The 26,771-nt window shown below is 72.2% G+C and carries 25 protein-coding genes and 1 pseudogene; 14 read left to right on the top strand and 12 right to left on the bottom strand.

Going from position 1 to position 26,771, the window contains the following annotated elements:
• Positions 1-163: 163 nt before the first annotated feature.
• The 3 genes from ACIBH3_RS18060 to coxB are packed head-to-tail and all read right to left on the bottom strand — an operon-like array spanning position 164 to position 3,209.
• Positions 164-580: a cytochrome c oxidase subunit 4 gene (locus tag ACIBH3_RS18060; protein WP_396312955.1), complete on the bottom strand. Its 417-nt coding sequence runs from the start codon at positions 578-580 to the stop codon at positions 164-166.
• A complete protein-coding gene (gene ctaD / locus ACIBH3_RS18065) occupies positions 580-2,361 on the bottom strand; it encodes a cytochrome c oxidase subunit I (protein WP_396312956.1) in 1,782 nt (593 codons plus the stop codon). The genes ACIBH3_RS18060 and ctaD overlap by 1 nt, the downstream gene beginning before the upstream one ends.
• Positions 2,358-3,209 (bottom strand): cytochrome c oxidase subunit II, encoded by an 852-nt coding sequence (gene coxB, locus ACIBH3_RS18070; protein ID WP_396312957.1) that lies wholly within the window; start codon positions 3,207-3,209, stop codon positions 2,358-2,360. Before coxB ends, ctaD begins: the two co-directional genes overlap by 4 nt.
• 339 nt (positions 3,210-3,548) lie before the next feature.
• Here coxB and ACIBH3_RS18075 point away from each other — a divergent pair, with 339 nt between their 5' ends.
• Positions 3,549-4,940 (top strand): cysteine desulfurase/sulfurtransferase TusA family protein, encoded by a 1,392-nt coding sequence (locus ACIBH3_RS18075; protein WP_396312958.1) that lies wholly within the window; start codon positions 3,549-3,551, stop codon positions 4,938-4,940.
• A 63-nt stretch (positions 4,941-5,003) separates the two neighbouring features.
• On the opposite strand, the gene ACIBH3_RS18080 is transcribed toward ACIBH3_RS18075, so the two are convergent.
• Positions 5,004-5,981: a carbohydrate kinase family protein gene (locus tag ACIBH3_RS18080; protein WP_396312959.1), complete on the bottom strand. Its 978-nt coding sequence runs from the start codon at positions 5,979-5,981 to the stop codon at positions 5,004-5,006.
• Between the two features lie 304 nt (positions 5,982-6,285).
• Here ACIBH3_RS18080 and ACIBH3_RS18085 point away from each other — a divergent pair, with 304 nt between their 5' ends.
• Entirely contained in the window at positions 6,286-6,504 is a 219-nt protein-coding gene (locus ACIBH3_RS18085; protein WP_396312960.1) for a hypothetical protein, read from the top strand.
• A 105-nt stretch (positions 6,505-6,609) separates the two neighbouring features.
• Complete coding sequence (locus ACIBH3_RS18090; protein ID WP_396312961.1) at positions 6,610-7,314, top strand: hypothetical protein; 705 nt, start codon at positions 6,610-6,612, stop codon at positions 7,312-7,314.
• A 158-nt stretch (positions 7,315-7,472) separates the two neighbouring features.
• Here ACIBH3_RS18090 and erpA read toward each other — a convergent pair whose 3' ends face one another.
• Entirely contained in the window at positions 7,473-7,826 is a 354-nt protein-coding gene (gene erpA, locus ACIBH3_RS18095; protein WP_396312962.1) for an iron-sulfur cluster insertion protein ErpA, read from the bottom strand.
• Positions 7,827-8,033: 207 nt separating this feature from the next.
• Here erpA and ACIBH3_RS18100 point away from each other — a divergent pair, with 207 nt between their 5' ends.
• A complete protein-coding gene (locus ACIBH3_RS18100; RefSeq protein WP_396312963.1) occupies positions 8,034-8,918 on the top strand; it encodes a GNAT family N-acetyltransferase in 885 nt (294 codons plus the stop codon).
• Positions 8,919-8,940: 22 nt separating this feature from the next.
• Here ACIBH3_RS18100 and ACIBH3_RS18105 read toward each other — a convergent pair whose 3' ends face one another.
• The 3 genes from ACIBH3_RS18105 to ACIBH3_RS18115 all read right to left on the bottom strand — a co-directional run bounded on the left by ACIBH3_RS18105 (position 8,941) and on the right by ACIBH3_RS18115 (position 12,018).
• Entirely contained in the window at positions 8,941-10,308 is a 1,368-nt protein-coding gene (locus tag ACIBH3_RS18105) for a pyridoxal phosphate-dependent decarboxylase family protein (protein ID WP_396312964.1), read from the bottom strand.
• A 230-nt stretch (positions 10,309-10,538) separates the two neighbouring features.
• Positions 10,539-11,003 carry an Lrp/AsnC family transcriptional regulator gene (locus ACIBH3_RS18110; RefSeq protein ID WP_396313069.1) on the bottom strand — a complete coding sequence of 155 codons (465 nt, stop codon included), beginning with the start codon at positions 11,001-11,003 and terminating at the stop codon, positions 10,539-10,541.
• 88 nt (positions 11,004-11,091) lie between these two features.
• Positions 11,092-12,018: an NADP-dependent oxidoreductase gene (locus tag ACIBH3_RS18115; protein WP_396312965.1), complete on the bottom strand. Its 927-nt coding sequence runs from the start codon at positions 12,016-12,018 to the stop codon at positions 11,092-11,094.
• 192 nt (positions 12,019-12,210) lie between these two features.
• On the opposite strand from ACIBH3_RS18115, the gene nadA reads away from it, so the two are divergent.
• Positions 12,211-13,392 (top strand): quinolinate synthase NadA, encoded by a 1,182-nt coding sequence (gene nadA, locus ACIBH3_RS18120; protein WP_396312966.1) that lies wholly within the window; start codon positions 12,211-12,213, stop codon positions 13,390-13,392.
• 94 nt (positions 13,393-13,486) lie between these two features.
• Here nadA and ACIBH3_RS18125 read toward each other — a convergent pair whose 3' ends face one another.
• Entirely contained in the window at positions 13,487-13,786 is a 300-nt protein-coding gene (locus tag ACIBH3_RS18125; protein WP_396312967.1) for a hypothetical protein, read from the bottom strand.
• Between the two features lie 33 nt (positions 13,787-13,819).
• Positions 13,820-14,605 (bottom strand): PspA/IM30 family protein, encoded by a 786-nt coding sequence (locus ACIBH3_RS18130; RefSeq protein ID WP_396312968.1) that lies wholly within the window; start codon positions 14,603-14,605, stop codon positions 13,820-13,822.
• Positions 14,606-14,914: 309 nt separating this feature from the next.
• Between ACIBH3_RS18130 and ACIBH3_RS18135 the strand changes: the two genes are divergently transcribed.
• The gene (locus tag ACIBH3_RS18135; protein WP_396312969.1) at positions 14,915-15,514 is read left to right on the top strand and encodes a DUF3043 domain-containing protein; all 600 of its coding nucleotides are present in this window, start codon (positions 14,915-14,917) and stop codon (positions 15,512-15,514) included.
• Positions 15,515-15,654: 140 nt separating this feature from the next.
• Entirely contained in the window at positions 15,655-16,395 is a 741-nt protein-coding gene (locus ACIBH3_RS18140) for a class I SAM-dependent methyltransferase (protein ID WP_396313070.1), read from the top strand.
• An 88-nt stretch (positions 16,396-16,483) separates the two neighbouring features.
• Here the strand turns inward: ACIBH3_RS18140 and ACIBH3_RS18145 are convergent, their stop codons facing one another.
• Entirely contained in the window at positions 16,484-16,687 is a 204-nt protein-coding gene (locus tag ACIBH3_RS18145) for a hypothetical protein (RefSeq protein WP_396312970.1), read from the bottom strand.
• A 71-nt stretch (positions 16,688-16,758) separates the two neighbouring features.
• Between ACIBH3_RS18145 and cobU the strand changes: the two are divergent.
• The 7 genes and pseudogenes from cobU to ACIBH3_RS18180 all read left to right on the top strand — a co-directional run.
• Positions 16,759-17,343 (top strand): annotated as a pseudogene (gene cobU, locus ACIBH3_RS18150) (bifunctional adenosylcobinamide kinase/adenosylcobinamide-phosphate guanylyltransferase); the annotation flags it as partial.
• 151 nt (positions 17,344-17,494) lie between these two features.
• Positions 17,495-18,610 carry a nicotinate-nucleotide--dimethylbenzimidazole phosphoribosyltransferase gene (locus ACIBH3_RS18155; RefSeq protein ID WP_396312971.1) on the top strand — a complete coding sequence of 372 codons (1,116 nt, stop codon included), beginning with the start codon at positions 17,495-17,497 and terminating at the stop codon, positions 18,608-18,610.
• 8 nt (positions 18,611-18,618) lie between these two features.
• Complete coding sequence (locus tag ACIBH3_RS18160; RefSeq protein ID WP_396312972.1) at positions 18,619-19,398, top strand: adenosylcobinamide-GDP ribazoletransferase; 780 nt, start codon at positions 18,619-18,621, stop codon at positions 19,396-19,398.
• Positions 19,399-19,676: 278 nt separating this feature from the next.
• Positions 19,677-21,176: a leucyl aminopeptidase gene (locus tag ACIBH3_RS18165; RefSeq protein WP_396312973.1), complete on the top strand. Its 1,500-nt coding sequence runs from the start codon at positions 19,677-19,679 to the stop codon at positions 21,174-21,176.
• Between the two features lie 404 nt (positions 21,177-21,580).
• A complete protein-coding gene (gene lpdA / locus ACIBH3_RS18170) occupies positions 21,581-22,987 on the top strand; it encodes a dihydrolipoyl dehydrogenase (RefSeq protein ID WP_396312974.1) in 1,407 nt (468 codons plus the stop codon).
• Between the two features lie 58 nt (positions 22,988-23,045).
• Positions 23,046-24,833, top strand: a complete 1,788-nt coding sequence (sucB, locus tag ACIBH3_RS18175; RefSeq protein ID WP_396312975.1) for a 2-oxoglutarate dehydrogenase, E2 component, dihydrolipoamide succinyltransferase — start codon at positions 23,046-23,048, stop codon at positions 24,831-24,833.
• Positions 24,834-25,001: 168 nt separating this feature from the next.
• Complete coding sequence (locus ACIBH3_RS18180; RefSeq protein ID WP_396313071.1) at positions 25,002-25,517, top strand: DUF4240 domain-containing protein; 516 nt, start codon at positions 25,002-25,004, stop codon at positions 25,515-25,517.
• A 51-nt stretch (positions 25,518-25,568) separates the two neighbouring features.
• On the opposite strand, the gene ACIBH3_RS18185 is transcribed toward ACIBH3_RS18180, so the two are convergent.
• On the bottom strand, positions 25,569-26,705 hold the full coding sequence (locus ACIBH3_RS18185) for a DUF2510 domain-containing protein (RefSeq protein WP_396312976.1): 1,137 nt from the start codon (positions 26,703-26,705) through the stop codon (positions 25,569-25,571).
• Between the last annotated feature and the right edge of the window lie 66 nt (positions 26,706-26,771).

Genomic DNA, 26,771 nt, shown 5'->3' on the forward strand with positions numbered 1-26,771 from the left:
GCACGATTGATCAGATCGTAGGAACGTCGTACGAAGAAGCGACATCCGGGGGACCAGGCGTTACCCCAGTGGAGTGAGTCCACCACCCGTGCGCATGCAGCAGGGCCGGGCATCCCGTGCGGGATGCCCGGCCCTGTGCGATAGCCGTGCCGGGGAGGAGAACCTACTGGTTCTGGTCCTCGCCCCGGTAGAACTCGAACACCCAGCCGTACAGGCCGATCAGGATGATCGGGATCGACCAGTACAGCAGCCACCAGCCGAAGATCACACCGAGGAAGGCGAGCGCGCCGCCGATCCCGAGCGAGAGCGGCTGCCAGCTGTGCGGGGCGAAGAAGCCCAGCTCGCCGGCGTCGTCCGCGACCTCGGCCTCGGGGTTGTCACCGGCGCCGCTGTCCACCCGGCGGGCGGTGAAGGCGAGGTAGTACCCGATGAAGGCGCAGAGGCCGAAGGCCAGGAACAGCGCGGTGGTGCCGGCCGCCTCCAGACCCAGATCGCTGTGCGAGGTCCAGAGACCGTAGGTGATGGCCATCGCGAGGATGAAGACCGCGAAGCCCAGGAAGATCTTGCCCTGTTCCTTCATCAGGCGTCGCCGTCCTTCTTGCCCTTGCCCAGCTGCGGGTTGTCGTACTTGGCCGGGGTCACACCGGCGAAGTGCTTGGCCGGCTCACCGTGCGACTCCAGGTAGTCCAGCGCGGCGATCTCCGGGTGGTGCAGGTCGAACGCCGGGGATTCCGAACGGATACGCGGGAGCGTGAGGAAGTTGTGCCGCGGCGGCGGGCACGAGGTCGCCCACTCCAGCGAACGGCCGTAGCCCCACGGGTCGTCGACCTCGATCTTCTCGCCGTACTTGGCGGTCTTCCAGACGTTGTAGAGGAACGGCAGGATCGACAGACCGAGCAGGAACGAGCCGATGGTCGAGAAGCTGTTCAGCGTGGTGAAACCGTCCGAGGCCAGGTAGTCGGCGTAGCGGCGGGGCATGCCCTCGGCGCCGAGCCAGTGCTGGACCAGGAAGGTCGCGTGGAAGCCGACGAACAGCGTCCAGAAGGTGATCTTGCCAAGACGCTCGTCGAGCATCTTGCCCGTCATCTTCGGCCACCAGAAGTGGAAGCCGGCGAACATCGCGAACACGACGGTGCCGAAGACCACGTAGTGGAAGTGCGCCACGACGAAGTACGAGTCCGAGACGTGGAAGTCGATCGGCGGGGAGGCGAGCAGAACACCCGTCAGACCACCGAACAGGAAGGTGACCAGGAAGCCGATCGTCCAGAGCATCGGCGTCTCGAAGCTCAGGCTCCCCTTCCACATGGTGCCGACCCAGTTGAAGAACTTCACACCGGTCGGGACCGCGATCAGGAACGTCATGAAGGAGAAGAAGGGCAGCAGCACCTGTCCGGTGACGTACATGTGGTGCGCCCACACCGTCACGGACAGACCGGCGATCGCGATGGTGGCCGCGATGAGGCCGGAGTAGCCGAACATCGGCTTACGGCTGAAGACCGGGATGATCTCCGACACGATGCCGAAGAACGGCAGCGCGATGATGTACACCTCGGGGTGGCCGAAGAACCAGAAGAGGTGCTGCCAGAGCAGTGCGCCACCGTTGGCCGGGTCGAAGACGTGTGCTCCGAATTTCCGATCCGCCTCCAGCGCGAAGAGCGCGGCGGCGAGGACCGGGAAGGCCAGCAGGACCAGCACGGCGGTCAGCAGGACGTTCCAGACGAAGATCGACATCCGGAACATCGTCATGCCGGGGGCGCGCATGCAGATGATGGTGGTGATGAAGTTGACCGCACCGAGGATCGTGCCGAAGCCCGAGAAGGCCAGACCCATGATCCACATGTCGGCGCCGATGCTCGGCGAGCGGACGGCGTCGGAGAGCGGCGAGTACGCGAACCAGCCGAAGTCGGCCGCACCCTGCGGGGTGACGAAGCCGGCCACCGCGATGGTCGAACCGAACAGGTACAGCCAGTAGGCGAACATGTTCAGACGCGGGAACGCCACGTCGGGCGCGCCGATCTGGAGCGGCATGATCCAGTTCGCGAAACCGGCGAAGAGCGGCGTCGCGAACATCAGCAGCATGATCGTGCCGTGCATCGTGAACGCCTGGTTGAACTGCTCGTTCGACAGGATCTGGGTCCCGGGACGAGCCAGCTCGGCGCGCATGACGAGGGCGAGAATGCCACCGATCAGGAAGAAGGCGAACGAGGTACCGAGGTACAGCGTGCCGATCGTCTTGTGGTCGGTGGTGGTCAGCCACTTGATGATGGTGGAACCCGGCTTGCGGGTGCGCTGGCCCCCGCCGACCGTGACGGTGCCTCCGGATGCCCCGCCGGCGGCGGCGGGCTCGTTGAGGATGGTCACTTCTCACTTCCCATGGTCGTGATGCCCGAGGGCACCGCGCCGGTCTGCCCCTTGGCGCGCAGCAGCGCCAGGTGGTCGTCGTACTCCTTGCGGTCGACGACCTTGACGTTGAAGAGCATCCGGGAGTGGTCCTGGCCGCAGAGCTCGGCACACTTGCCCATGTAGGTGCCCTTGACGTTCGGGGTCACCTCGAACTTGTTGACCACGCCCGGCACGACGTCCATCTTCATCAGGAAGTTGACGGGCCAGAAGTCGTGGATGACGTCGCGCGAGGTGAGCACGAACTTCACCGACTCGTTGACCGGCAGGTAGAGGGTCGGCACCTGTTCGGGGGTGCCCACCTCGTACGCCGCGGTCTTGCTGGTCGGGTCGGGGTTCTCGGTGTTCTCGTAGTTGAACGCCCAGCTCCACTGGAAGCCGACCACGTTGATGGTGTGGTCCGGCTTCTCACTGGTGGAGATCAGACGCGACTCGTCGCGGGCGACGAAGTAGAAGAGCACCGACACGATGACGATGGGGACCGCGGTGTAGAGCGCCTCGATGGGCACGTTGTACCGGGTCTGCGGAGGGATCTGGATACCGGTGCGGCTGCGCCGGTGGAAGATCACGCTCCAGATGATCAGACCCCACATCAGTGCGCCCACTGCCAGAGCCGCAATCCAGGAGCCCTGCCACATGTGAAGGACCAGGGGTCCTTCCTCGGTGACGGGGCTCGGGAGGCCAAGCCTGGGGAGGTCGTTGGCCGAGCAGCCGGTAGCGGTCGCGATGACGAGGCCCAGTGCCAGCGCCTGAGGCAGCTTCCGCCGCATCGTGCGCCGCGGCGAGCGGTCGGAGCCGTTGGGACTCACGTAGCGCCTTCCCGAAGTCTCGCCCGCCTTCGCGTCGCCCCGAGGAGGGCTGTGAGCCTCCCCGGCGACCCGTCCACGGGCACGGTTTGAATGCTTATGCGGGCCAAACCCTACTCCAGCCTTATGCGCTGCTGACGGGCAGGTCCCGGTAACGCGCCGCCCGGCCACCCAATCAGGCCCCGCAAGGGTTGACGCGCAGGTCATGGCAGGCATTCGAGGCCCGTACGCCCGATCGGGGGATGACCCCGGGAGCACGGGTGACGGCCCGTCGGGCCAGGATGAATCGGACATTCGAGGTGATCGACTGACGCGTGGTGAGGCGGGGATACGGTGTCTGGTGTGTCCTACTTCGACGTGGCCTCCACCGCACCGCTTCATCCCGTCGCCCGGCAGGCGCTGAGCGCCGCGCTGGAGGAGGGGTGGGCCGACCCGGCGCGGCTGTACCGCACCGGGCGGCAGGCCCGGATGCTGCTGGACTCCGCCCGTGAGGGGGTGGCGCAGGTGCTGGGTGCCCGGGCGGACGAGATCTCGTTCACGGCGAGCGGGACGCAGGCCGTACAGCTGGGGATGCTGGGCGCGCTGTCCGGCAACCGTCGCAGGGGCTCCCACCTGGTGCACTCCGCCGTCGAGCACTCCAGCGTGCTGCACACCGCCGAGCGGCACGAGGCGGCCGGTGGCGAGGTCGGCGTGGTGCCGGTGGACCGGCTCGGACGGGTCTCCCCCGAGGGCTTCGCCGCCGCGCTGCGAGCCGACACCGCGCTCGCGGTGCTGCAGAGCGCCAACCACGAGGTCGGCACCCTCCAGCCGGTGGCCGAGGTGGCCGAGGCCTGCGCCGGCGTGCCGCTGCTCGTGGACGCGGCGCAGAGCGCCGGGCGGCTCGCCGTGCCGGGTGGCTGGTCGCTGCTGACCGCCAGCGCGCACAAGTGGGGCGGCCCGGCCGGCGTCGGGGTGCTGGCCGTGCGCAAGGGCGTGCGCTACGCCTCGCCGCTGCCCGCCGACGAACGGGAGGGCGGCCGGGTGCCCGGGTACGTCAACGTCCCCGCGATCGTGGCGGCCGCGGCCTCGCTGCGCGCCGTACGGGCGGAGGCGGAGCGGGAGAACGCCCGGCTGCACGCGCTGGTCGAGCGGATCAGGGCCCGGGTGCCGCAGCTGGTGCCCGAGGTGGAGGTGGTGGGTGACCCGGTCAACCGGCTGCCGCACCTGGTCACCTTCTCCTGCCTCTACGTGGACGGCGAGGTGCTGCTGACCGAACTGGACAAGGCGGGCTTCGCGGTCTCCTCCGGCTCCTCCTGCACCTCCTCCACCCTCACCCCGAGCCATGTGCTGGCGGCGATGGGCGTGCTGACCGAGGGCAACATCCGCCTCTCGCTGCCGTTCGGCGCCGCGGAGGAGGACGTGGAGCGCTTCCTGGCCGTACTGCCGGACATCGTCGCGGGCGTCCGGGCGCCGCTGGGGCTGAACCTGCCCGCGCCCGCCGGTGCCGCGCCGGCCGGGACCCTGGTGATCGACGCCCTCGGCAAGCGCTGCCCGCTGCCCGTCATCGAGCTGGCCAAGCACTTCGGTGAGGTACCGCCGGGCGGGCGGATCGCGGTGCTGGCGGACGACGAGGCGGCCCGGCTGGACATCCCCGCGTGGTGCGGGATGCGCGGGCAGGAGTACCTGGGCGAGGCCCCGGCCGCCGACTTCGGCGCCGACCGGGGCTCGGCCTACCTGGTGCGCCGCACGACCTGAGCCCGGCGTGGTGCGGCTGCCCCGCCGGGCCCGGGAGGGATTGGCGCCAGGACCGGTCCGGTCCTAGCGGACCAGGTGCGCGCGGACCTCGGCGGCCGCGCCGGGGCCGTACGCGGCCTCGAAGCGCTGCAGGAACGCCGGCGCGCGCAGCTCGTACTCCTGGGTGCCGACGGTCTCGATCACCAGGGTGGCCAGCATGCAGCCGAGCTGGGCCGAGCGCTCCAGGTCGAGGTCCCAGGACAGGCCCGCCAGGAAGCCGGCCCGGAAGGCGTCGCCCACGCCGGTCGGGTCGGTCTTGCGCTCCTCGGGCGCGCAGCCGACCTTGATGGTCGCCTCGCCCTTGCGGTCGATCCGGACGCCCTTGCTGCCCAGGGTGGTGATCCGGGTGCCGACCCGGGAGAGGATCTCGTCCGCGTCCCAGCCGGTCTTGCTCTCGATGAGCGCGGCCTCGTACTCGTTGGTGAACAGGTACGCGGCGCCGTCCACGATGTCGCGGATGTCGTCGCCCTCCAGGCGGGCCAGCTGCTGGGATGGGTCGGCGGCGAACGCGTAGCCCCTGGTGCGGCACTCCTGGGTGTGGCGGACCATCGCCTGCGGGTCGTCCGCGCCGATCAGGACGAGGTCCAGGCCACCGACCCGGTCGGCGACCGGCTTGAGCTCGATGTAGCGGGCCTCGGCCATCGCGCCGGTGTAGAAGGACGCGATCTGGTTGTGGTCCTCGTCCGTGGTGCACATGAACCGGGCGGTGTGCCGGGTCTCGGAGATGTGCACCGACTCGGTGTCCACGTTGTGGCGCTGGAGCCAGCTGCGGTACTCGGCGAAGTCCGCGCCGGTGGCACCGACCAGGATCGGGCGCAGGCCGAGCACGCCCATGCCGAACGAGATGTTCGCGGCCACGCCGCCACGGCGGATGTCCAGGGTGTCGATCAGGAAGGACAGTGACACCGTGTGCAGCTGCTCGGCGACCAGCTGGTCGGCGAAGCGGCCGGGGAAGGTCATCAGATGGTCGGTGGCGATCGAGCCGGCGACGGCGATACGCACGGGGTCTCCTCAGGGTGGCGGCCAGGGCCAGAAGCAGCGGGGCGAACCCACTTACGATACCGGTCCGCGGTGGAGGACGGGTCCAGGCCGCGTCCGCGGGGCCCGGGCGCGGACCCGGCGCGAGGGGGCAGGGCGGGGGCGCAGCGCCCCATCGTCGCTCGGTGCGGTCGAACGGGTACTACCTCCGGGTAGCTCTGGTGGGCGTCGGGCGGGCCGCCTAGGGTCGCTGACAGGGGGCGCGTGTGCGGCCCCCGTCCACGTCCGTGGCATCTGCGCCACGGCGCCGTGATCGGAGCGATGGCCGATGATGCCCAGTCAGCACCCCCTGCACGTGCCCGCCGCCCTGCGGGGCGACGCGGACCAGGACACCCTGGACGCGCTGGTGAGCTCCTCCCGCCGGCTCGGCCTGTTCTGGCCGCCGCTGGCCACCGGCCCCGAACCCGCCACGCCCGCCCCCATCGGCTTCTCGGTGCCGTCGGGCGCGCAGCGGCTGGTGGCGGGGATGTCCGAGTACGGCGGCTGACCGCCCGGGCGGCGGCCCGAGGGAACCGGACTCCTCCGGGGCACGTCGAACCGACGCGGTGGCGCCGGGGAGGCGACGCCGCTGAGCCTCGGGAGGATGTCAGTGATGGACGTAAAGACGATGGCCCGGCCGGCGGGGCGCGTTCGCGCGCGGCGGACGGCGGCGGTGGCGGGGCTGGTACTGGCGCTCGGCACGGTGGCGGCCTGCGGCAGCTCGGGTGGCCCGAGCGCGGGTTCGTCGCCGAGCCCGGTGGCGAGTTCGGTCGCCCCGAGCACCCCGGGGCAGCCGTCCACCGGCGCGAGCAGCGGCACGGCCACCACCGCGCCCTCGACGCCCGACCCGGGTGCCTCGGGCAGCGGGCCGACGCTGGTCCCGACGATGCCGGTGACGCCCATCCCGATCAAGCCGCCGACGGATCCAACGCCGACGCAGCCGGGCGAGCCGACCGACAAGCCGACCGGGCCCGGCATCGCGATCGGCGAGCCGGCGCCGGTGGCCCACAAGGCGGTCAGCTACCGGACCGACGGCAACAAGCTGACCGTCTGGTTCTACGGCGGGATCTGCGAGAAGTTCGGGCTGAAGACCGATGAGTCCAAGCCCGGCAGCGTGGAGATCCGGATCGTGCTGACCACCCCGATACCGGTGGGCACCAGCTGCCCGGCGCTCGCCAAGAAGCAGTCGGTCTCGGCCGAGCTGGACAAGCAGCTGATGGGCCGCGCGGTGGTGGACACCGGTACCGGTCAGCCGGTGCCGCTGGAGAGCGACCCGCAGGTCGGCCCGGGCGGCCCCGACGGCCCCGCCGGCCAGTAGCGGCACGGCAGCCGACGGCTGACTGACGGCTGACGGCTGACGGCTGACGGCTGACGGCTGACGGCCGGAGTCGGCGGCAACCAGCACGGCACGACGAAAGGCGGCCCCGGGGAGAACCCCGGGGCCGCCTTCGCGCGCTGCTCAGCAGAGGCCGCTGACTAGCTGAACGAGTCGCCGCAGGCGCAGGAGCCGGTGGCGTTCGGGTTGTCGATCGTGAAGCCCTGCTTCTCGATGGTGTCGACGAAGTCGACGGTCGCGCCGCCGAGGTACGGGGCGCTCATCCGGTCGGTGACGACCTTGACGCCGTCGAAGTCCTTGACGACGTCGCCGTCGAGCGAGCGCTCGTCGAAGAAGAGCTGGTAGCGAAGGCCCGAGCAGCCACCGGGCTGGACGGCGACGCGCAGCGCGAGGTCGTCACGGCCTTCCTGCTCCAGCAGGCCCTTCACCTTGGCCGCAGCGGCATCGGTAAGGAGCAGACCACTCTCGACGGTGGTCTCGTCCTGGACGGTCATCTGCTTACTCCCGGTCTTTGACGACGATCTGCCGCCAGTACCAACCAGCGGCCTCCCGGATTCATTTCCCGGGCGGTTCTTCTCTGGTGGACCGGGCAATGGGCCCGGACTCCACCTTCCCCATGCTCGCACACCACCGGGCCTCGGTCACCGACCGATCCGGACGAACCCACCCCACCGGGGCGCCCCGGCGGCCAGGATGGAGGCATGATCCTCCGCCGGGTCCAGGACACCGAGGCCGACGCACAGGCCGTGCTGGCGATAGGCCGCGCGGCGTTCCAGGGGCCGGACGCGCGCACGCCGGACGGGCTCCAGGGCCCGGCACCCGATCCGGTCGCCGGAGCCCGGCACCGGGCCAGGACCCGGCATCTGGTGCAAACCGACCCGGCCGGCTGCTGGATCGCCGAGCAGGACGGCGCGCCGGTCGGCACGGCCCTGTCGCTGCGCCGCGAGGGGGTGTGGATCCTGGCGCTGTTCGCGGTGCTCCCGTCGGCCCAGGGCAAGGGCGTGGGCCGGCTGCTGCTGGAGCGGGCCGCCACGCACGGGCGGGGCTGCCTGCGCGGGATGCTGTGTGCCTCCCCGTCGCCGGCCGCCGCCCGCCGCTACCGGCAGGCCGGCTTCACCCTGCACCCGGCGATGCTGCTGACCGGGCGGGTGGACCGCGCCGGGCTGCTGGACCCGGGGGACATCCCGGTCCATCCCGGCAACGCCACCCACCTGCACCTGCTGGACTCGGTGGACCGGCGGGCGCGCGGCGCCGCGCACGGCCCGGACCACGCGTTCATGCTCGGGCACTTCGAGGAGCTGCTGATCGCCGACTCGCTGGCCGGAAGTGGCTACTGCTACCGCGACGGCGGCGAGGTGAAGCTCCTCGCCGCCACCTCCAAGCGGATCGCCGCCCGGCTGCTGCGGGAGGCTCTCGCCCGGGTGCCCGAGGGGGCCGACGCCAGGGTCGAGTTCCTGACCGCCGAGCAGGAGTGGGCGGTGGACGTCGGCCTGGAGGTCGGCCTGAGCCTGGACACCCGGGGCTATCTCGCGCTGCGGGGCATGCGCCCGCCGTCCCCGTACCTTCCGAACGGCGGGTACCTCTAGCGCCGGCCCCGGGCCGGGCGCGTCACACCATGGTGTCGAGGATCTCCTGGACCATCTCCATGGTGGTGCCCGGGTGCAGGAAGGCGAAGCGGGCGACGGTCTCGCCGTCCCAGCCGGTGGGGGTGACGAAGCCGATCTGGTCCGCGAGCAGCTGCTGCGACCAGCGGTAGTAGTCGTCGTTGGTCCAGCCCTTGCGGCGGAAGCAGACGGCGGACAGCTGCGGGTCGTGCAGCAGCTCCAGGTGCTCGGTGTCACGGATCACCTGCGCGGTGTCCCGGGCCAGCTTCAGGCCCTCCTCGATCGCGTCGGTGTACGCCTGGGTGCCGTGCACCGCGAGGGAGAACCAGAGCGGCAGGCCGCGGGCGCGGCGGGTGAGGTGGTAGGCGTAGTCGGTGGGGTTCCACTCGTCGCCCTCGGTGTGCAGCACGTCGAGGTAGGAGGCGTCCTGGGTGTGCACGGCGCGGGCCAGCTGCGGGTTGCGGTAGATCAGCGCGGCGCAGTCGAACGGCGCGAAGAGCCACTTGTGCGGGTCGACGACGAAGGAGTCGGCGTGCTCGATGCCGTTGTAGCGGGCGCGCACGGAGGGGGCGAAGAGGCCCGCGCCGCCGTAGGCGCCGTCCACGTGGAACCACATGCCGCGCTCGCGGGTGACCTCGGACAGGCCCTGGAGGTCGTCGACGATGCCCTCGTTGGTGGTGCCGGCGGTGCCGACGACGGCGATCACCGTCTCCGGGTGGGGGTCGGCGGCCAGGGCGGCGCGCAGGGCCTCACCGGTGAAGCGGCGGTCGACGGTCGGGACCTTGAAGGCCTCCACGCCGATGATGTTGAAGGTGTTCTTGACCGAGGAGTGCACCTGGTCGGCGACCGCGATCCGCAGCCGGGCCTCGGGGCCGACGCCGAGCCGGCGCCGCGCGGTGTCCCGGGCGACGACGAGGGCGGAGAGGTTGCCGGCCGAGCCACCCGAGACGAAGGTGCCGCCGGCCGTCTCGGGCAGGCCCGCGCGGTCGGCTATCAGGCGCAGCACCTGGTTCTCGGCGGCGATGGCGCCGGCCGCCTCCAGCCAGGAGATGCCCTGGAGGGAGGCGCAGGAGACGACCATGTCGAAGAGCAGCGCGGCCTTGGTCGGGGCGCACGGGATGAAGGACAGGTAGCGCGGGCTGTCGGCGGAGATCACCGCGCGGGAGAGCTCGTGGTCGTACAGCTTGAGCACGTCGGCGGGGTTGTTGCCGTCGGCGTTCAGCAGGCCGGCCAGCTGGGTGCGCAGGTGCTCGCCGTCGCCGGGGTGGTCGAGCGGCACCGGGTCGTACTGCAGCCGCTCGCGCATGTAGTCGAATACCAGGTCGACCAGCTCGCTGTCGGGCCGGTGCATGCGGTTGGGGGCTGCGGACACGGGTGTCCCTCTCGGCTGTGGGGGGGTTCGGTCGTCCGGCCGGCGCCGTGGGGAGGGCGCGTACGGCGGACGTGATCAGCGTAGGCAGCGCGAGGGCCCGCCCGCGCGTCGGAACGCGGCTGGTCAGGCAGGTTTCCGGCGTGTTCGGGCAGCCGCACGCAGGATTCCTGCGTGCGGCGGGTCGGGCCGTCCGGTGGTGGTGCGGCGGGCGCGCGGCAGGCGTCCGGGCGTCAGCCGATCAGCCGGGAGAGCACCACCGAGCTGCGGCTGCGCTGGACGCCGGGCTCCTTGCGGATCCGCTCGATGACGGCCTCCAGGTGCCGGGTGTCCAGGGCCCTGAGGTGCACCAGGGCGTCCGGGTCGCCGGTGACCGTCCAGGCGGCGACCACCTCGGGGAACTTGCGCAGGCTGGCGAGGATCTCCTCGGGCGCGGTGCGCTCGCGGCAGTAGACCTCGACGAAGGCCTCGGTCTGCCAGCCGAGCACGGCGGGGTCGAGGACGACGGTGAAGCCGCGGACGATGCCGCGGGCGCGCAGCCGGTCGATCCGGCGGCGGACGGCGGTCGCGGAGAGGTTGACGAGCAGTCCGATCTCGGCGTACGAGGCCCGGCCGTCGCGCGCGAGCCGGCCGAGCAGCAGGCGGTCGGTCTCGTCCAGGGCGGCCCCGCCCGGCTCGGACGGTCTGCTCGTGCTCATCGGTACGGGGCTCCACTGCTCGTGCGGCTCGGCGACACTGCCGAAACGGTTCACCGCCCCATTCTGGCGGATCGGCGCGGCGGCGCGCTCAGTCCGTCAGCAGCACGATCTTGCCCCGGGTGCGGCCCTCGGCGTTGAGCGCCTGGGCGGAGGCGGCCTGCGAGAGCGGGAAGGTGGAGGCGACGGTGACGGTCAGCTTCCCCTCGTCGGCGAGGCGGGCCAGCGCGGCGAGGTCGGCACTGTCCGGGCGGCACCAGACGTAGTGGCCGCCCCTGGCGACGACGCCGTAGTCGGCGACCGAGGCGATCCTGGCCGGGTCGGCGACCAGGTCGGTGGAGATGTCGACGGCATCCCGGCCGATCAGGTCGAAGGCCGCGTCCACCCCGCCGGGGGCGAGCGCCCTGACCCGCTCGGCCAGGCCCTCCCCGTGGCCGACCGGCTCGGCGCCGAGCCGGCGCAGGTACGCGTGGTTGCGCTCGCCCGCGGTGGCGATCACCCGGGCGCCGAGCGCCCCGGCGATCTGGACGGCGAGATGGCCTACCCCGCCGGCGCCCGCGTGGATCAGGATGCTCTCGCCCGCCCGCAGCCGGAGCGCCTTCGTCAGGCCCTGGTAGGCGGTGAGGCCGGCCAGCGGGAGTCCGCCGGCCTGCGCCCAGTCGAGGGAGGCGGGCTTGCGGGCCAGGGTGCGCACGGGGGCGGCGACCAGTTCGGCGTAGGTGCCGTGTTCGGCCCAGTCCTTGCGGACGTAGCCGATCACCTCGTCGCCGGGCCGGAACTCGGTGACGCCTCCGCCGACGGCCCGGACCACCCCGGCCAGGTCCCAGCCCGGCACCAGCGGGAAGTGCGCGTCCAGGATGCCGTCCAGCCGGCCCTCCCGGACCTTCCAGTCCACCGGGTTCACCCCGGCCGCCCTGACCTGCACCAGTACGGAGTCCGGCCCGACCTTGGGGTCGGGCAGGTCGGTGTACTCGATGACCTCGGGGCCGCCGTACCGCCTGATCGCGATTGCCTTCATGCCACCAGCTAACGTGAGGGCGCTCCGATCGCGCCCCGGCACACGCCGGGAAGACTCCGCTTGGTCGAGCGGTTCGCATCACATCGACAGGACGGCCATCGTCAGAGTGACGCTAACCGGTTATCATAGATAGCGTCAGATAGACGAGAAGGCTGCTTCAACTGGATCGGCCGCACAGGAGGGCACCCGCCCGTGACTACGACCATCGAGACCTACGGCGTCGACCCCACTCCGACGCCGCTCGCACTGCTGCTCCTCGGCCGCGAGGCCGACCCGAACAGCGAGCGCGGCGTCGAGTGCCCCGGGGACCTGCCCGCCGCGTCCGACCCCGACCTCGTGGAGCGCGCCCGCGCGGCCAAGGCGGCGCTCGGCGAGCGCGTCTTCATCCTCGGCCACCACTACCAGCGCGACGAGGTCATCGAGTTCGCCGACGTCACCGGCGACTCCTTCAAGCTGGCCCGAGACGCCGCCGCCCGCCCGGAGGCGGAGTACATCGTCTTCTGCGGTGTGCACTTCATGGCCGAGTCCGCCGACATCCTGACCAGCCCGGCGCAGCAGGTGATCCTGCCCGACCTCGCGGCCGGCTGCTCGATGGCCGACATGGCCACCGCCGAGCAGGTCGCGGAGTGCTGGGACGTACTCACCGACGCGGGCATAGCCGACGTGACCGTACCGGTCTCGTACATGAACTCCTCCGCCGACATCAAGGCCTTCACCGGCAAGCACGGCGGCACCATCTGCACCTCCTCCAACGCCCAGCGCGCCCTGGAGTGGGCCTTCGAGCAGGGCCAGAAGGTGCTCTTCCTGCCCGACCAGCACCTGGGGCGCAACACCGCGGTGCGCGACATGGGCTTCTCGCTGGACGACTGCGTGCTCTACAACCCGCACAAGCCGGGCGGCGGGCTGACCGCCGAGCAGCTGCGGGACGCCAAGATGATCCTCTGGCGCGGCCACTGCTCGGTGCACGGTCGCTTCTCGCTGGACTCGGTCAACGACGTCCGCGAGCGCATACCGGGCGTCACCGTACTGGTACACCCGGAGTGCAGGCACGAGGTCGTCGCGGCCGCGGACATGGTGGGCTCCACCGAGTACATCATCAAGGCGCTGGACGCCGCCGAGCCCGGCTCCAAGTGGGCCATCGGCACCGAGCTCAACCTTGTCCGCCGCCTCGCCAAGGCGCACCCCGACAAGGAGATCGTCTTCCTGGACCGGGCGGTCTGCTTCTGCTCGACCATGAACCGGATCGACCTGCCGCACCTGGTCTGGGCCCTGGAGTCACTGGTCGAGGGCCGGGTGCCGAACGTCATCACGGTCGACCCGGAGACCGAGAAGTACGCCAAGGCCGCGCTGGACCGGATGCTGGCCCTGCCGTAGGGCAGCGGCGGCGAGGCCGCACACGTGAGGGCGGGCACCCCCTGGGGGTGCCCGCCCTCACGTGTGCGGCCGGCGCTCGCACGCCGTCCACCGTCTACTCGTACTCGGGGATGCCCGGGATCAGACCGTCGCCCTCCGCCCGCAGCAGCGTCCGGACGTCGTCGATGGTCGCATCGGCGTCCGGAAGGATCAGGTCGGACGGCTCCAGCGAGTCGTCCGGCAGCGGCGTGCCGAACTCCTTCACCGCGCCCAGCAGGCTGCCGAGCGCCGACCGGAACTGTTCCTCGTCCCCCGCCTCCAGTGCGGTGAGCAGCTCGTCGTCGAGCTGGTTGAGCCGGTTCAGATGGGCCTCGCCCACCTCGAACTGCCCCTCACCCATGACCCTCATGATCATGCCGGTGCGTCTCCCTGCTGTGGTGGAGTCAGGTCACTTGTTGTAGTTGATCGTCGGCGGGGTGTCCTGCTGCTTGCCCTGCTCGATGGCCTGCGGGGCCGCCGAGGACCCGCCGGTCAGCTCGGCCTTCATCCGGGCGAGCTCCAGCTCGACGTCGCTGCCGCCGGCCACCCGCTCCAGCTCGGCCTCGATGTCGTCCTTGCGGCCGAGACCGCTGGCGTCGTCGAGCGCACCGGAGGCCAGCAGCTCGTCGATCGCACCGGCCCTGGCCTGCATCTGGGCGGTCTTGTCCTCGGCCCGCTGGATCGCCAGACCCACGTCGCCCATCTCCTCCGAGATCCCGGAGAAGGACTCCGCGATCCGGGTCTGCGCCTGGGCGGCGGTGTAGGTGGCCTTGATGGTCTCCTTCTTGGTACGGAAGGCGTCCACCTTGGCCTGGAGCCGCTGGGAGGCGAGCGTGAGCTTCTCCTCCTCGGCCTGGAGCTGCTGGTACTGCGTCTCCAGGTCGGTGATCTGCGACTGCATGTTGGCCTTGCGGGTCAGCGCCTCGCGCGCGAGATCCTCCCGGCCGAGCGAGAGTGCCTTGCGGCCCTGGTCCTCGTACTTCGAAGACTGCTGCTGGAGCTGCGTCAGCTGAAGCTCCAGGCGCTTGCGCGAGGTGGCCACGTCGGCCACGCCCCGGCGCACCTTCTGCAGCAGCTCGAGCTGCTTCTGGTACGAGTAGTCGAGCGTTTCACGCGGATCCTCCGCCCGATCCAAGGCTTTGTTCGCCTTGGAGCGGAAGATCAGCCCCATACGCTTCATGATTCCGTCGCTCATGGGCCTCGGGTGCCCCCTTCTCCGGCCTGCGGTCTCTATCTCGTTACCAGACACGACGAGTGTAGTTGCAGCGAGGTGATCGCCGCAGTGCACCTGCCTGCAACAAGAGTGCTACAGCGTCCGTGCGATGGCCTCATCCCCGGGGTGGATCCATGTTCGGGCCCATGATCCGGGAGAGGGAGGCGACCCGTAGGTGGGAACGCCGGATGACCACGGGAAAGGCCCGGGGAAAGCCGCGGGCCGCTATCGATATCTGTTTGGGTCCAAGGGCACGGGAAGAAGCACTCGTCCACCCCGTACGCTGGTGGTGTGTTCCGACGCCGTTCAGATGATGCCGCTGCCTCCGCCGTAGTGCTGGAGAAGCAGGACGATACGAGCCAGGCCCGCGATCCGCAGGCGAAGAAGGGCCGGCCCACGCCCAAGCGCAGTGAGGCCGAGGCCAACCGGCGTACCCGGGTGGTCGTCCCCAAGGACCGCAAGGAGGCCTCCCGGCAGTCCCGCGAGCGGATGCGCTCCGAGCGGGAGAAGCAGCGCACCGCGCTGCTGGAGGGGGACGAGCGCTACCTCCCGGCCCGTGACAAGGGCCCGGTGCGCAGGTTCGCCCGCGACTACGTGGACGCCCGCTGGTCGCTCGCCGAGTTCTTCCTGCCCGCCGCCGTGGTGATCCTGATCCTCAGTGTCGTGCGGGTGCCCGCGCTGCAACTGCTCTCCACGCTGCTGTTCCTGGCCTTCTTCGTGCTGGTCGTCCTGGACTTCGTGCGCCTGGGCCTGGGCCTGCGCAAGCAGCTCGGCGAGCGCTTCGCTGGCCAGAACACCCGCGGCGCCGTCGCCTACGGCCTGATGCGCATCCTGCAGATGCGGCGGCTGCGGCTGCCCAAGCCGCAGGTGCAGCGCGGGGCCAAGCCCTGACCGCCGAGCCGGTGTACTCGGACTGGGCCGCTCCCTCCTGGGAGGGGCCCAGTCTGTACGCGCTGCCCGGGCAGGGCACCGGCGGCCATGACCGCCTCCCCTCCCGCAGCGGCGCCTTCACCGGCGGTGCCAGCACCTGGCTGGAGCGCCAGGGCGGGCTGCGCAACCTCGTTCGTCAGGAGCTGGTGGCCCGGCAGCTCGCCGAGCAGCTGGCCGGGCGCACCGGGCAGCGCGTGCTGGACATCGGCTGCGGCCAGGGCACCCAGGCGCTGCGCCTGGCCCGGGCTGGCCACTTCGTCACCGGGATCGACTCGGACCAGGCCACCCTCGGTGTCGCCCAGAGCGCGCTGGCCGAGGAGCCGGCCGAGGTCCGCGGCCGGGTGCAGCTGCTGAGCGGTGACGGCCACCAGTGCGGACGCTGGTTCGGCGCCCGCAGCTTCGACGTGGTGCTCTGCCACAACGTGCTGATGTACCTACCGGACCCGGACCCCATGATCGCCTCACTGGCCCGGCTGCTGGCCCCCGGCGGCCTGCTCTCGCTGGTCGCCCGCAACCGCGACGCGCTGGCCATGCGGCCCGGCGTCGCGGGGGACTGGCGCGCCGCGCTGGACGCCTTCGAGAGCGACCGCTACTACAACAGCGTCGGCCTGGCCGCCCGGGCCGACCGGCTCGCCGACCTGACCGTCACGCTGGCCGAGGTCTCCGTGCCGCTCAAGCACTGGTACGGCGTACGGGTCTTCACCGACAACGTGCCGGACGACGCCGCGCTCCCGGTGGACGGGCGCCAGCTGGCACAGCTGCTGGAGGCCGAGGAGCGGGCCGGGCGGACCGACCCGTACCGGCAGACGGCGGCGCTGCTGCACGTGGTCGGATCCAAGTAGGCGAAGCCGCCGGAGCCCGCCCGAGGGGCGTGCCCCCGGGCAGGACGGGCGGGGCCCAGGCCTCGCGGGGCCCAGGTCTCGCAAAAGCTCAGGCCTCGTGCAGACTCATCGAGTAGATGACGCGCTCGTCGTCCAGCAGCACGGCCGTGTCGACACCGTCCTCCGACAGCTGCTTCCAGGACTCGCCGATCCAGGTTTCCGCGTCGCCCTGGCCGGAGAACTCCTCCTGCTGGCCACCGGGTGGGGCCACCACGGTGCCGTCCGCCTTCTCGTACCGCCACGTCCAGACCATGCCCGGCTCCTCCCGCTGACGCTGTCGCTTTGCTGCGCACCCTAGCCTGCCCGGCCTGATCTTCCGTATGCCTCGTCGGGCAGGATGGCCCCATGGCAGCACTCCCCCGCACCCTGATCCTCGGCGGCGCCCGCTCGGGCAAGTCCACCCGGGCCGAGCAGCTCCTCGCCGCCCACCGGGACGTCCTCTACGTCGCCACCAGCGGCACCAGGGACGGCGACCGGGAGTGGGCGCAGCGGGTGGAACTGCACCGCGAGCGGCGCCCGGCGACCTGGCGCACGGCCGAGACCTGCGACCTGGCGGCGGTGCTGCGGGACGGCACGGACGGGGCGCCGGTGCTGATCGACTGCCTGGCGCTGTGGCTGACCGCGGTGATGGACGAGTGCGACGCCTGGGACGACGAGGTGTGGGCGGCGGGCGGCGAGCAGGCGGTGCAGCTGCGCTGCGAGGAGCTGGCCGCGGCCTGGGCGGCGACGGACCGTCAGGTGATCGCGGTGAGCAACGAGGTCGGGATGGGGGTCGTCCCGGCATCCGCCGCCGGCCGCCGGTTCCGGGACGCGCTCGGACGGCTGAACATGGCGGTGGCGGATGCCTCGGAACTGGTACTGCTGGTTGTGGCCGGACAAGTCCTGACCATCAAATCGGTTGGCGTGTAGCCTTCCCGACGGTGACTCCTCCCCCTCGGCGACGAGGGGGCTTCTCACTCGACCGCCTGCCCGGGCTCATGACGGCCGAGCCCTGACCGCCGCCGGGGGCAGACCCCGAATGTACTCCGCGCCTCACGCGCGGTGAGCGAGAAACGGATTAATGGACACGACCGTGGATCTCGATACGTTCTCTTCGCTCGTCGAGCGCCCGGACGACAGTGCCCGGCGCGCCGCCGAGGAGCGCTGGCAGGCGCCGGGGCGGCCGCGCGGTGGCCTCGGGCAGCTGGAGGAGCTGGGCAGCTGGCTGGCCTCGGTGCAGGGCCGCTGCCCGGTGCGCCCGCTGTCCGCGCCCAAGGTGCTGCTGTTCGCGGGTGACCACGGGGTGGCCTCGCTGAACGTGTCCGGGCTGCCCGCCGTGGGCGGCACGGCCGCGCGGGTGCGGGCGGTACTGGAGGGCACCGCGCCCGTCGCGGTGCTCGCGCGGCGCTTCGGCGCCCGGGTGCGGGTGGTCGACGTCGCGGTGGACGCCGATCCCGCGGACTTCCCGGACGAGGTGGTCGCCCACCGGGTGCGGCGCGGCTCCGGGCGGATCGACGTCGAGGACGCGCTGAGCGCCGAGGAGGCCGTCCAGGCGTTCCGGGCCGGCATGGCGGTCGCCGACGAGGAGGCCGACGCGGGCACCGACCTGGTGGTGCTGGGCGACCTCGGGGTCGGCTCGACCACCGTCGCCGCGGTGCTGATCGGCGCGCTCTGCGGCACGGACGCGGCGGCCGTCACCGGTCGCGGCTCCGGCATCGACGACAAGGTGTGGATGGTCAAGTGCGCGGCCATCCGGGACTCGCTGCGCCGGGCCCGTCCGGTGCTGGGTGACCAGCTGGCGCTGCTGGCCGCCACCGGCGGCGCGGACTTCGCGGCGATCACCGGCTTCCTGCTCCAGGCCGCCGTGCGCAAGCTGCCGGTGGTGCTGGACGGCGTGGTCTCCGCGGCCTGCGCGCTGGTCGCGCAGCGGATCGCGTTCCGCGCGCCGGAGTGGTGGCGGGCCGGCCAGTCGACGGGCGAGCCCGCACAGGCGAAGGCCTACGACCGGCTGACGCTGACGCCGTTGCAGGAGCAGAAGATCACCATGGGCGAGGGCGTCGGCGCGCTGATGGCACTGCCGCTGCTCCAGGCTGCGGCGGACACGCTGGCCGAGCCGCAGGCCGTACCGGTGCGACCCGAGGAGCCGAAGGCGCAGCCCAAGCTGCCCTCGGCGGCGGAGCTGCTGGACCGGGCCTGAGCACGGTGATGGGGGCGGCACTCTCCGAGGCACTGCGGTTCGCCTTCGGCACCCTCTCGGTGCTGCGGGTGCGGGTCGACCGCTGGGACCGCCACACCGGCGGGCGGGCGATGCTCTGCGCGCCGCTGGTCGGCGTGGTGCTGGGCGCGCTCGCGGCCGCCGCGGGCGCGCTGTTCGCCTGGCGCGCGGGCGGGTTGCTCGGGGCGGTGGCGGCGGTGTCGGTGCTGGCCGCGCTGACCAGGGGGCTGCACCTGGACGGGCTGGCGGACGTCGCGGACGGGCTCGGCAGCGGCAAGCCGGCCGAGGACGCGCTGCGGATCATGAAGCAGTCGGACATCGGCCCGTTCGGAGTGCTGACCCTGCTGCTGGTCCTGCTCGCCCAGGTCGCCGCGCTCGCCACCCGGTTCGAGAACTCACTGTGGCACGGGGCGCTGGCCGTCCTGGCCTCGGCCGTCACCGCCCGCTGCGCGCTCGCGCTCGGCTGCCTGCGCGGCGTGCCGCCGGCCCGCCCCGGCGGCCTGGGGGCGATGGTCGCGAGCACCGTGCCGCCCGTCGGCGCGCTCGCCGTCTGGGCGGCTTCGGCACTGGCACTGACCATGGCGGGCCTGGGTGACGGCTGGTCAGCCCTGCTGCTGCCCGCGGCCGTTGTACTCGGCCTCGGCTGCGCCCGGCTGCTGCTGCACCGCTGCCTGCGCCGCTTCGGCGGGATCACCGGCGACGTGCTGGGCGCGATGGCGGAGAGCGCGGCGACGGGCTGCCTGCTGACCCTGGCGCTCGGCCCGGCCTGAGCGGGCGGCCACGGGCTGCCCACCGGGGGCGGCGTGATCCCAGCATGCGGACTACCATGCGGGGAGCACCGTAGCCCTGCATCGCCGCAGGTTCTGCCCGGCCGGCCTCGCCGAGGAGCCGGGGCCTCTGGTGTGTGCGGCCGCCCGGGGGTGGATGCACGCGCCAGGGGCTCCGGACCCGGTGGCGCGGCGGGTCGGCCTGTCGTGGACGGGGTTACGCCGGTACGGCAGCAGCGCCGTACCCGGCCGTGGACCGCGAAAGAACAGGACGCATTTACGTGACTGCATTGTCTGTGAGCACCTCCTCCGCCGCCTCGCTGCGCGCGGACGCCCTGGTGATCGGCGTGGCGAAGGGCCCGAAGGGCCTGGTGGTGGCCCCCGGCGCCGAGGCCGTCACCGAGGCGTTCGAGGGCAAGCTGGCCGAGGTCCTCGCCACGCTGGGCGCGACCGGCGCCGAGGGCGAGACGGTCAAGCTCCCCGCCCCGGCCGGCCTGAAGGCCGCGCTCGTGCTCGCGGTCGGCCTCGGCGACGCCGCCGAGGAGGGCTACGACGCGGAGACGCTGCGCCGCGCCGCCGGCGTGGCCGCCCGCGCGCTGGCCGGCAGCAAGAAGGTCGCGCTGACGCTGGCCGGCGAGTCGGCCGAGGAGGCCGAGGCGGTGGCGCTGGGCGCGCTGCTGGGCTCGTACAGCTTCTCGGCGTACCGCAGCGGCGGCAAGGAGCCGGTCGGCGAGCTGATCGTGCTCACCACCCGCAAGGGCAGCAAGGAGGCCAAGGCCGCGGTCGAGCGCGCCACGGCCGTCGGTGAGGAGATGAACCGGGCCCGCGACCTGGTCAACACCCCGCCGAACGACCTCAACCCGAAGATCTTCGCCGCGATCGCGCAGGCGGCCGGCAAGGAGCACGGGCTCAAGGTCGAGGTGCTGGACGAGAAGGCGCTCGCCAAGGGCGGCTTCGGCGGCCTGCTGGGCGTCGGCAACGGCTCGGCCAACCCGCCGCGGCTGGTGAAGGTGGCCTACACCCACCCGAAGGCGAAGGCGACCCTGGCGTTCGTCGGCAAGGGCATCACCTACGACTCGGGCGGCATCTCGCTCAAGCCGGCCGGCCACAACGAGACCATGAAGTGCGACATGGCCGGTGCCGCCGCGGTGTTCGCCGCCGTGGTCGCCGCCAAGCGCCTGGGCCTGGCCGTCAACGTCACCGGCTGGCTGGCGCTGGCCGAGAACATGCCGTCCGGCTCGGCCACCCGCCCGGGTGACGTGCTGAGGATGTACGGCGGCAAGACCGTCGAGGTGCTGAACACCGACGCCGAGGGCCGTCTGGTGCTGGCCGACGCGATCGTGCGGGCCGGCGAGGAGAACCCGGACGTGATCGTCGACGTGGCGACGCTGACCGGCGCGATGGTGCTGGCCCTGGGCAACCGCACCTTCGGCGTGATGTCCAACAGCGAGGAGCTGCGCGAGCGGCTGCACGTGACGGCCGGCGAGGTCGGCGAGCAGTCCTGGCCGATGCCGCTGCCCGCCGAGCTGGTCAAGGGCATGACCGAGTCGACCATCGCCGACCTGGCCAACATGGGCGAGCGGATGGGCGGCGGCCTGGTGGCCGGTCTGTTCCTGAAGGAGTTCGTGGCCGAGGGCATCGACTGGGCCCACCTGGACATCGCCGGCCCGGCCTTCCACGAGAGCGCGCCGTACGGCTACACCCCCAAGGGCGGCACCGCGAGCGCGGTCCGCACGCTGGTGCGCTTCGCCCAGCAGACCGCGGCGGGCGACAAGGCCTGACGGTCCGCGTGTGCCGAACGGGCCCGGCGCGGGATGCGCCGGGCCCGTTCGCGTGCTCGCGCGGGCGGGTTTCGCACCCCACCACGGTTACCTGTCGGTAACCGAACGGTCGGCCGCCCGCCACGGTGTTCGCTGCGGGCGAAACTTTGTTCCACAGAGTGGAACTCCATCCTCCGGTGATCGAACGAGCCCACCGCGTGTCACCGCCAACCCCGCTCTGAGCTGCGAAGATACCCCGGCTATCGGGGCTCGCAACCCCCGGCCGACCGCCCCGGACCCGCCCCCGGGGCGGCCCCCGACATCAGTCGCCGCGAACAAGTGCGAAGATGTATTTCCGGCACGACTGGGCGCCTCACAAAGGCTCCGACCCACCGGACCGCGACCGGCCCGGCGATCCACACCCCATGCATGGAGGACGTGACGTGGCGAACGACGCCAGCACCGTTTTCGACGTAGTCATTCTCGGAGGCGGAAGCGGCGGTTACGCCGCGGCGCTCCGCGCCGCCCAGCTGGGCCTGAGCGTTGCCCTCATCGAGAAGGGTGAGCTCGGCGGCACCTGCCTGCACCGCGGCTGCATCCCGACCAAGGCGCTGCTGCACGCCGCCGAGGTCGCGGACGAGACCCGGGAGGCCGCGGAGTTCGGCGTCCTGGCGACCTTCCAGGGCATCGACATCAACGGCGTCCACAAGTACAAGGACGACGTGGTCGCGGGCCTGTACAAGGGCCTGCAGGGCCTGGTGGCCTCCCGCAAGGTCCACTACATCACCGGCGAGGGCAAGCTCTCCTCGCCGACCTCGGTGGACGTCAACGGCCAGCGCGTCGAGGGTCGCCACATCGTCCTCGCCACCGGCTCCGTGCCGAAGTCGCTGCCGGGTCTGACCATCGACGGCGACCGCGTGATCTCCTCGGACCACGCCCTCAAGCTCGACCGCATCCCGAAGTCGGCCGTCATCCTCGGCGGCGGCGTGATCGGCGTCGAGTTCGCGTCCGTGTGGAAGTCCTTCGGCGTCGACGTCACCATCGTCGAGGCCCTGCCGCACCTGGCCCCGCTGGAGGACGAGAACTCCTCCAAGCTGCTGGAGCGCGCCTTCCGCAAGCGCGGCATCAAGTTCGAGCTCAAGGCCCGCTTCTCGGGCGTGGAGTACACCGAGACCGGTGTGCGCGTCTCCACCGAGAACGGCAAGCAGATCGACGCCGACCTGCTGCTCGTCGCCATCGGCCGCGGCCCGGTCTCGGCCGGCCTCGGCTACGAGGAGAACGGCGTCGCGATGGACCGCGGCTACGTCCTGGTCGACGAGTACATGCGCACCAACGTGCCCACCATCTCGGCCGTCGGCGACCTCGTCCCGACCCTGCAGCTGGCCCACGTCGGCTTCGCCGAGGGCATCCTGGTCGCCGAGCGCCTGGCCGGCCTCAAGCCCGTGCCGATCGACTACGACGGCGTGCCGCGCGTGACGTACTGCAACCCCGAGGTCGCTTCGGTGGGGATCACCGAGGCCAAGGCCGTGGAGCTGTACGGCAAGGAGAAGGTCGTCACCCTCAAGTACAACCTGGCCGGCAACGGCAAGAGCAAGATCCTCAAGACCGCCGGTGAGATCAAGCTCGTCCAGGTCAAGGACGGCGCCGTGGTGGGTGTCCACATGGTCGGTGCCCGCATGGGCGAGCAGGTCGGCGAAGCTCAGCTGATCTACAACTGGGAGGCGCTGCCCGCCGAGGTGGCGCAGCTCATCCACGCCCACCCCTCGCAGTCCGAGGCCCTCGGTGAGGCGCACCTCGCGCTGGCCGGCAAGCCGCTGCACGCGCACGACTGACCGCGCCCCTTACTTCCCCCCTTCCCGTACGCAAGACTTGATAGGAGTCGCTGAAACCATGGCGGTCTCAGTAACACTGCCCGCGCTGGGCGAGAGCGTTTCCGAGGGCACTGTCACCCGTTGGCTGAAGGCCGAGGGTGAGCGCGTCGAGGTCGACGAGCCGCTGCTCGAGGTCTCCACCGACAAGGTCGACACCGAGATCCCGGCGCCGGTCTCCGGCATCCTGGCCGCGATCAAGGTCGCCGAGGACGAGACGGTCGAGGTCGGCACCGAGCTGGCCATCATCGACGACGGCTCGGGTGCCCCGGTCGCCGCCGCCGCGCCGGTCGCCGAGCAGGCCCCGGTCGCCGAGGCCCCCGCCGCGCCGGCCCCGGTCGCCGAGGCCCCGGCTGCGCCCGCCCCGGTCGCCGAGGCGCCCGCCGCTGCCGCGCCCGCCGGTGACGCCACCCCGATCCTGCTCCCCGCCCTGGGCGAGAGCGTCTCCGAGGGCACCGTCACCCGCTGGCTCAAGGCCGAGGGCGACACCGTCGAGGTCGACGAGCCGCTGCTCGAGGTCTCCACGGACAAGGTCGACACCGAGATCCCGTCGCCGGTCGCCGGTGTGCTGGTGAAGATCCTGGTCGGCGAGGACGAGACCGCCGAGGTCGGCGCCCAGCTCGCGCTGGTCGGCGCCGCGGGTGCGGCCCCGGCCGCCGCCGCCCCGGCCGCTGCTGCTCCGGCAGCCCCGGCTGCCGCTCCGGTCGCCGCCCCGGCCCCGGTCCAGGCTGCCCCGGCTCCCGTCGCTACCCCGGCTCCCGTCGCCGCCCCGGCCCCGGCCCCGGTCGCCGCCGCCGCCCCGGCCCCGGTCGCCGCCGCCGCCCCGGCTGCCCCGGCCCCGGTCGCGCCAGCCGCCCCGGCCACCCCGGCCGGTGACAGCTCGGACGCGTACGTCACCCCGCTGGTCCGCAAGCTCGCGGCCGAGCAGGGCGTGGCGCTGTCCGCCGTCACCGGTACCGGTGTCGGCGGCCGCATCCGCAAGCAGGACGTCATCGCCGCCGCGGAGGCCGCCAAGGCCGCCGCCCAGGCGCCCGCCGCTCCGGCCGCGGCCGCCAAGGCCCCGGCCACCGTCGCCGAGGTCTCGCCGCTGCGTGGCACCACGGTGAAGATGTCCCGCCTGCGCTCGGTGATCGCCAAGCGCATGGTGGAGTCCCTCCAGGTCTCCGCCCAGCTGACCACCGTGGTCGAGGTGGACATCACCAACATCATGCGGCTGCGCGCCAAGGCGAAGTCCGGCTTCGAGGCCCGCGAGGGCGTCAAGCTGTCGCCGATGCCGTTCTTCGTCAAGGCCGCCGTCGAGGCCCTCAAGGCCCACCCGGTGGTGAACTCGCAGGTCAACGAGGCCGAGGGCACCATCACCTACCACGGCGCCGAGCACGTCGGCATCGCGGTGGACACCGAACGCGGCCTGCTCGTCCCGGTCATCCACGACGCCGGCGACCTCAACATCGCGGGCATCGCCAAGAAGACCGCCGACCTCGCCGCTCGCACCCGCGACAACAAGGTCACCCCGGACGAGCTGGGTGGTGGCACCTTCACCATCACCAACACCGGCTCGCGCGGCGCGCTCTTCGACACGCCGATCATCAACCAGCCGCAGGTGGCGATCCTGGGCATCGGCGCCGCCGTCAAGCGCCCGGTGGTCATCAACCACCCGGATCTGGGCGAGACGATCGCGGTCCGCGACATGGTCTACCTGGCCCTGTCCTACGACCACCGGATCGTGGACGGCGCCGACGCCGCCCGCTTCCTGGGCACCATCAAGGCCCGCCTGGAAGAGGGCGCCTTCGAGGGCGACCTCGGCCTGTAAGGCACTCCCGCCCTGGCAGGCACTCCCGCAGGGCACCCCGTACGGCCGGACAACTCCGGCCGTACGGACCGCCGGAACCCCGCTTCGTCCCCGGACGGAGCGGGGTTCCGCGTTTCGTGGGGCGGATCACGTGCAGTCGAGCGGGTGACCAGCGATGCTTGAGCGGTGATGTACGAGACGGACTTCTGGCAGATCATCGACGAGACCCGGGACGCGGCCGACGGCGACCCGGACGAACAGGCCGAGCGGCTGGTGGAGCGCCTCGCCCAGTTGACGCCGGACGATGTCATCGACTTCGCCCGGCTGTTCGAGGCTCGCTTCCAGCGCGCCTACCGGACCGACCTCTGGGGAGCCGCGTACCTGCTGCTCGACGGCGCCTCCGAGGACACCTTCGACTTCTTCCGCTGCTGGCTGATCGCCCAGGGGCGGGAGGTGTTCGAGGGCGCCCTGTACGACCCGGACGACCTCACCGACCTGGTGCCCGACTTCGACGAGGAGGAGGACGGCGAGGCGGAGGACATCGGGTACGCGGCGGACGAGGCGCACGAGGTGCTGACGGGGATGCCGCTGCCGGACCTCGGGGTGCGGCAGCCGGCCGCACCGGAGGGGGAACCGCTGGACTTCGACGACCCCTCGGCGATGGCGAAACGGTTCCCCAAACTGTGGGAGCGCTACGGGGACTGACGCGCCGCGGCGGCCCGCGGGCCGGGCGGCACCGCACCCGCACCCGCCCGGTCAGACGCCGGTGCCCGTGCCGGTGCCGTCCTTCCTGATGCCCCTGAGCAGTTGGTCGAGCACGCTCGGCGGGGGCGCCGCCGGGTCGTCGTCCACGCCGCCCTCCAGGATGACGTACCCGCCGCCCTCGGCCGGCGCCGCGACCACGATCACGTACCCGTCGCCCGACGGGCTGGTGACGTGCCAGCGCACCGCGTAGGACGTGACGCCCGCCACCGTGATCGGCGCGGAGCCCGCGTCGCTGTGCGAGGTCATCCCGCTGAAGATCGTCCCGGCGTAGTCCGGGATGGCCGCCTCGGCGGCCATCCGGGCGGACGCCGTGTTGGCCGAGACGGCCTGCTTGCGGATCGAGAACTGCCCCCGGACGCATTCGCTGCCCGCACAGCTGTAGGGCCCGGAGTACAGGTGCACCGTGAAGGAGTCGCCGGGCGTGGAGGGGGTCCACCCGGTGAAGACCGGGACGACGATGCCGTGCACCGGGTCGGAGACCGTACTGGAGACGGCGGGCGGCGCCTCGGTGGGCCGCTGGGTGGCGGTCGGGCTCGGGGTCGCGGTGGGGCTGGGCCGGCGGGTGGGGCCGGGCGAGCCGGAGGCGGTGGCCGTGGGTGAGGCGGCGCCGCTGGTGGGGGCGGGCCTCGGCGGGGTGGGGCTGGGGTCGTTCCCGTTGCTCACCACCAGGGCGGCGATGATGGCGCCGACCAGCAGCACCGCGACGACGATGCCGACGATCACCGCGTTGCCGCTGCCACTGCCGCTGCCGCCGCGCAGTGGCCGGGAGGCCGTCGGGTAGCCGGCTCCGGGCGGGTAGCCCGCGCCTGCGGGGTAGCCCTGCGGCTGCTGGGTCTGCTGGGGGTGGCCGGGCGGCGGGAATCCGGGCGGGAGGTTCTGCGCGGGGTAGCCCGCGGGTGGGTAGCCGTAGCCGGGCGCGGGCATGGGCGCGGGCTGCTGGGCCGGCGCGTCCCAGGCCTGGGTCGGGGCCTCGGCGAGCTGCTGCGGCCCGGTGGGCGGGCGGACGCCCTGGGCCGGGCGCACCTCGTGGCTCCAGGCACCGCCGTCCCACCAGCGCTCATGGGTGGCCGCACCGTCCGGACCTGCTCCCGGCACGGGGTACCAGCCGGGCGGCGTCGAGTTGCTCACCGCCGTACCGTACCCAGCGCGGGACGCTCGCAGACAGGGGTTCGCCATCCTACGGACGAGTAGCCG

It is taken from the genome of Kitasatospora sp. NPDC050543, from assembly GCF_044457565.1.
In the GTDB taxonomy this organism is placed as follows: domain Bacteria; phylum Actinomycetota; class Actinomycetes; order Streptomycetales; family Streptomycetaceae; genus Kitasatospora.

Excerpts from the sequence above, each read along its gene's own strand:
- ACIBH3_RS18060 (WP_396312955.1), bottom strand. The coding sequence starts at position 580 with ATGAAGGAACAGGGCAAGATCTTCCTGGGCTTCGCGGTCTTCATCCTC.
- ACIBH3_RS18085 (WP_396312960.1), top strand. The coding sequence starts at position 6,286 with ATGATGCCCAGTCAGCACCCCCTGCACGTGCCCGCCGCCCTGCGGGGC.
- ACIBH3_RS18090 (WP_396312961.1), top strand. The coding sequence starts at position 6,610 with ATGGACGTAAAGACGATGGCCCGGCCGGCGGGGCGCGTTCGCGCGCGG.
- erpA (WP_396312962.1), bottom strand. The coding sequence starts at position 7,826 with ATGACCGTCCAGGACGAGACCACCGTCGAGAGTGGTCTGCTCCTTACC.
- ACIBH3_RS18100 (WP_396312963.1), top strand. The coding sequence starts at position 8,034 with ATGATCCTCCGCCGGGTCCAGGACACCGAGGCCGACGCACAGGCCGTG.
- ACIBH3_RS18110 (WP_396313069.1), bottom strand. The coding sequence starts at position 11,003 with ATGAGCACGAGCAGACCGTCCGAGCCGGGCGGGGCCGCCCTGGACGAG.
- ACIBH3_RS18115 (WP_396312965.1), bottom strand. The coding sequence starts at position 12,018 with ATGAAGGCAATCGCGATCAGGCGGTACGGCGGCCCCGAGGTCATCGAG.
- ACIBH3_RS18125 (WP_396312967.1), bottom strand. The coding sequence starts at position 13,786 with ATGATCATGAGGGTCATGGGTGAGGGGCAGTTCGAGGTGGGCGAGGCC.
- ACIBH3_RS18130 (WP_396312968.1), bottom strand. The coding sequence starts at position 14,605 with ATGAGCGACGGAATCATGAAGCGTATGGGGCTGATCTTCCGCTCCAAG.
- ACIBH3_RS18145 (WP_396312970.1), bottom strand. The coding sequence starts at position 16,687 with ATGGTCTGGACGTGGCGGTACGAGAAGGCGGACGGCACCGTGGTGGCC.
- ACIBH3_RS18155 (WP_396312971.1), top strand. The coding sequence starts at position 17,495 with ATGGACACGACCGTGGATCTCGATACGTTCTCTTCGCTCGTCGAGCGC.
- ACIBH3_RS18160 (WP_396312972.1), top strand. The coding sequence starts at position 18,619 with ATGGGGGCGGCACTCTCCGAGGCACTGCGGTTCGCCTTCGGCACCCTC.
- lpdA (WP_396312974.1), top strand. The coding sequence starts at position 21,581 with ATGCATGGAGGACGTGACGTGGCGAACGACGCCAGCACCGTTTTCGAC.
- sucB (WP_396312975.1), top strand. The coding sequence starts at position 23,046 with ATGGCGGTCTCAGTAACACTGCCCGCGCTGGGCGAGAGCGTTTCCGAG.
- ACIBH3_RS18180 (WP_396313071.1), top strand. The coding sequence starts at position 25,002 with ATGTACGAGACGGACTTCTGGCAGATCATCGACGAGACCCGGGACGCG.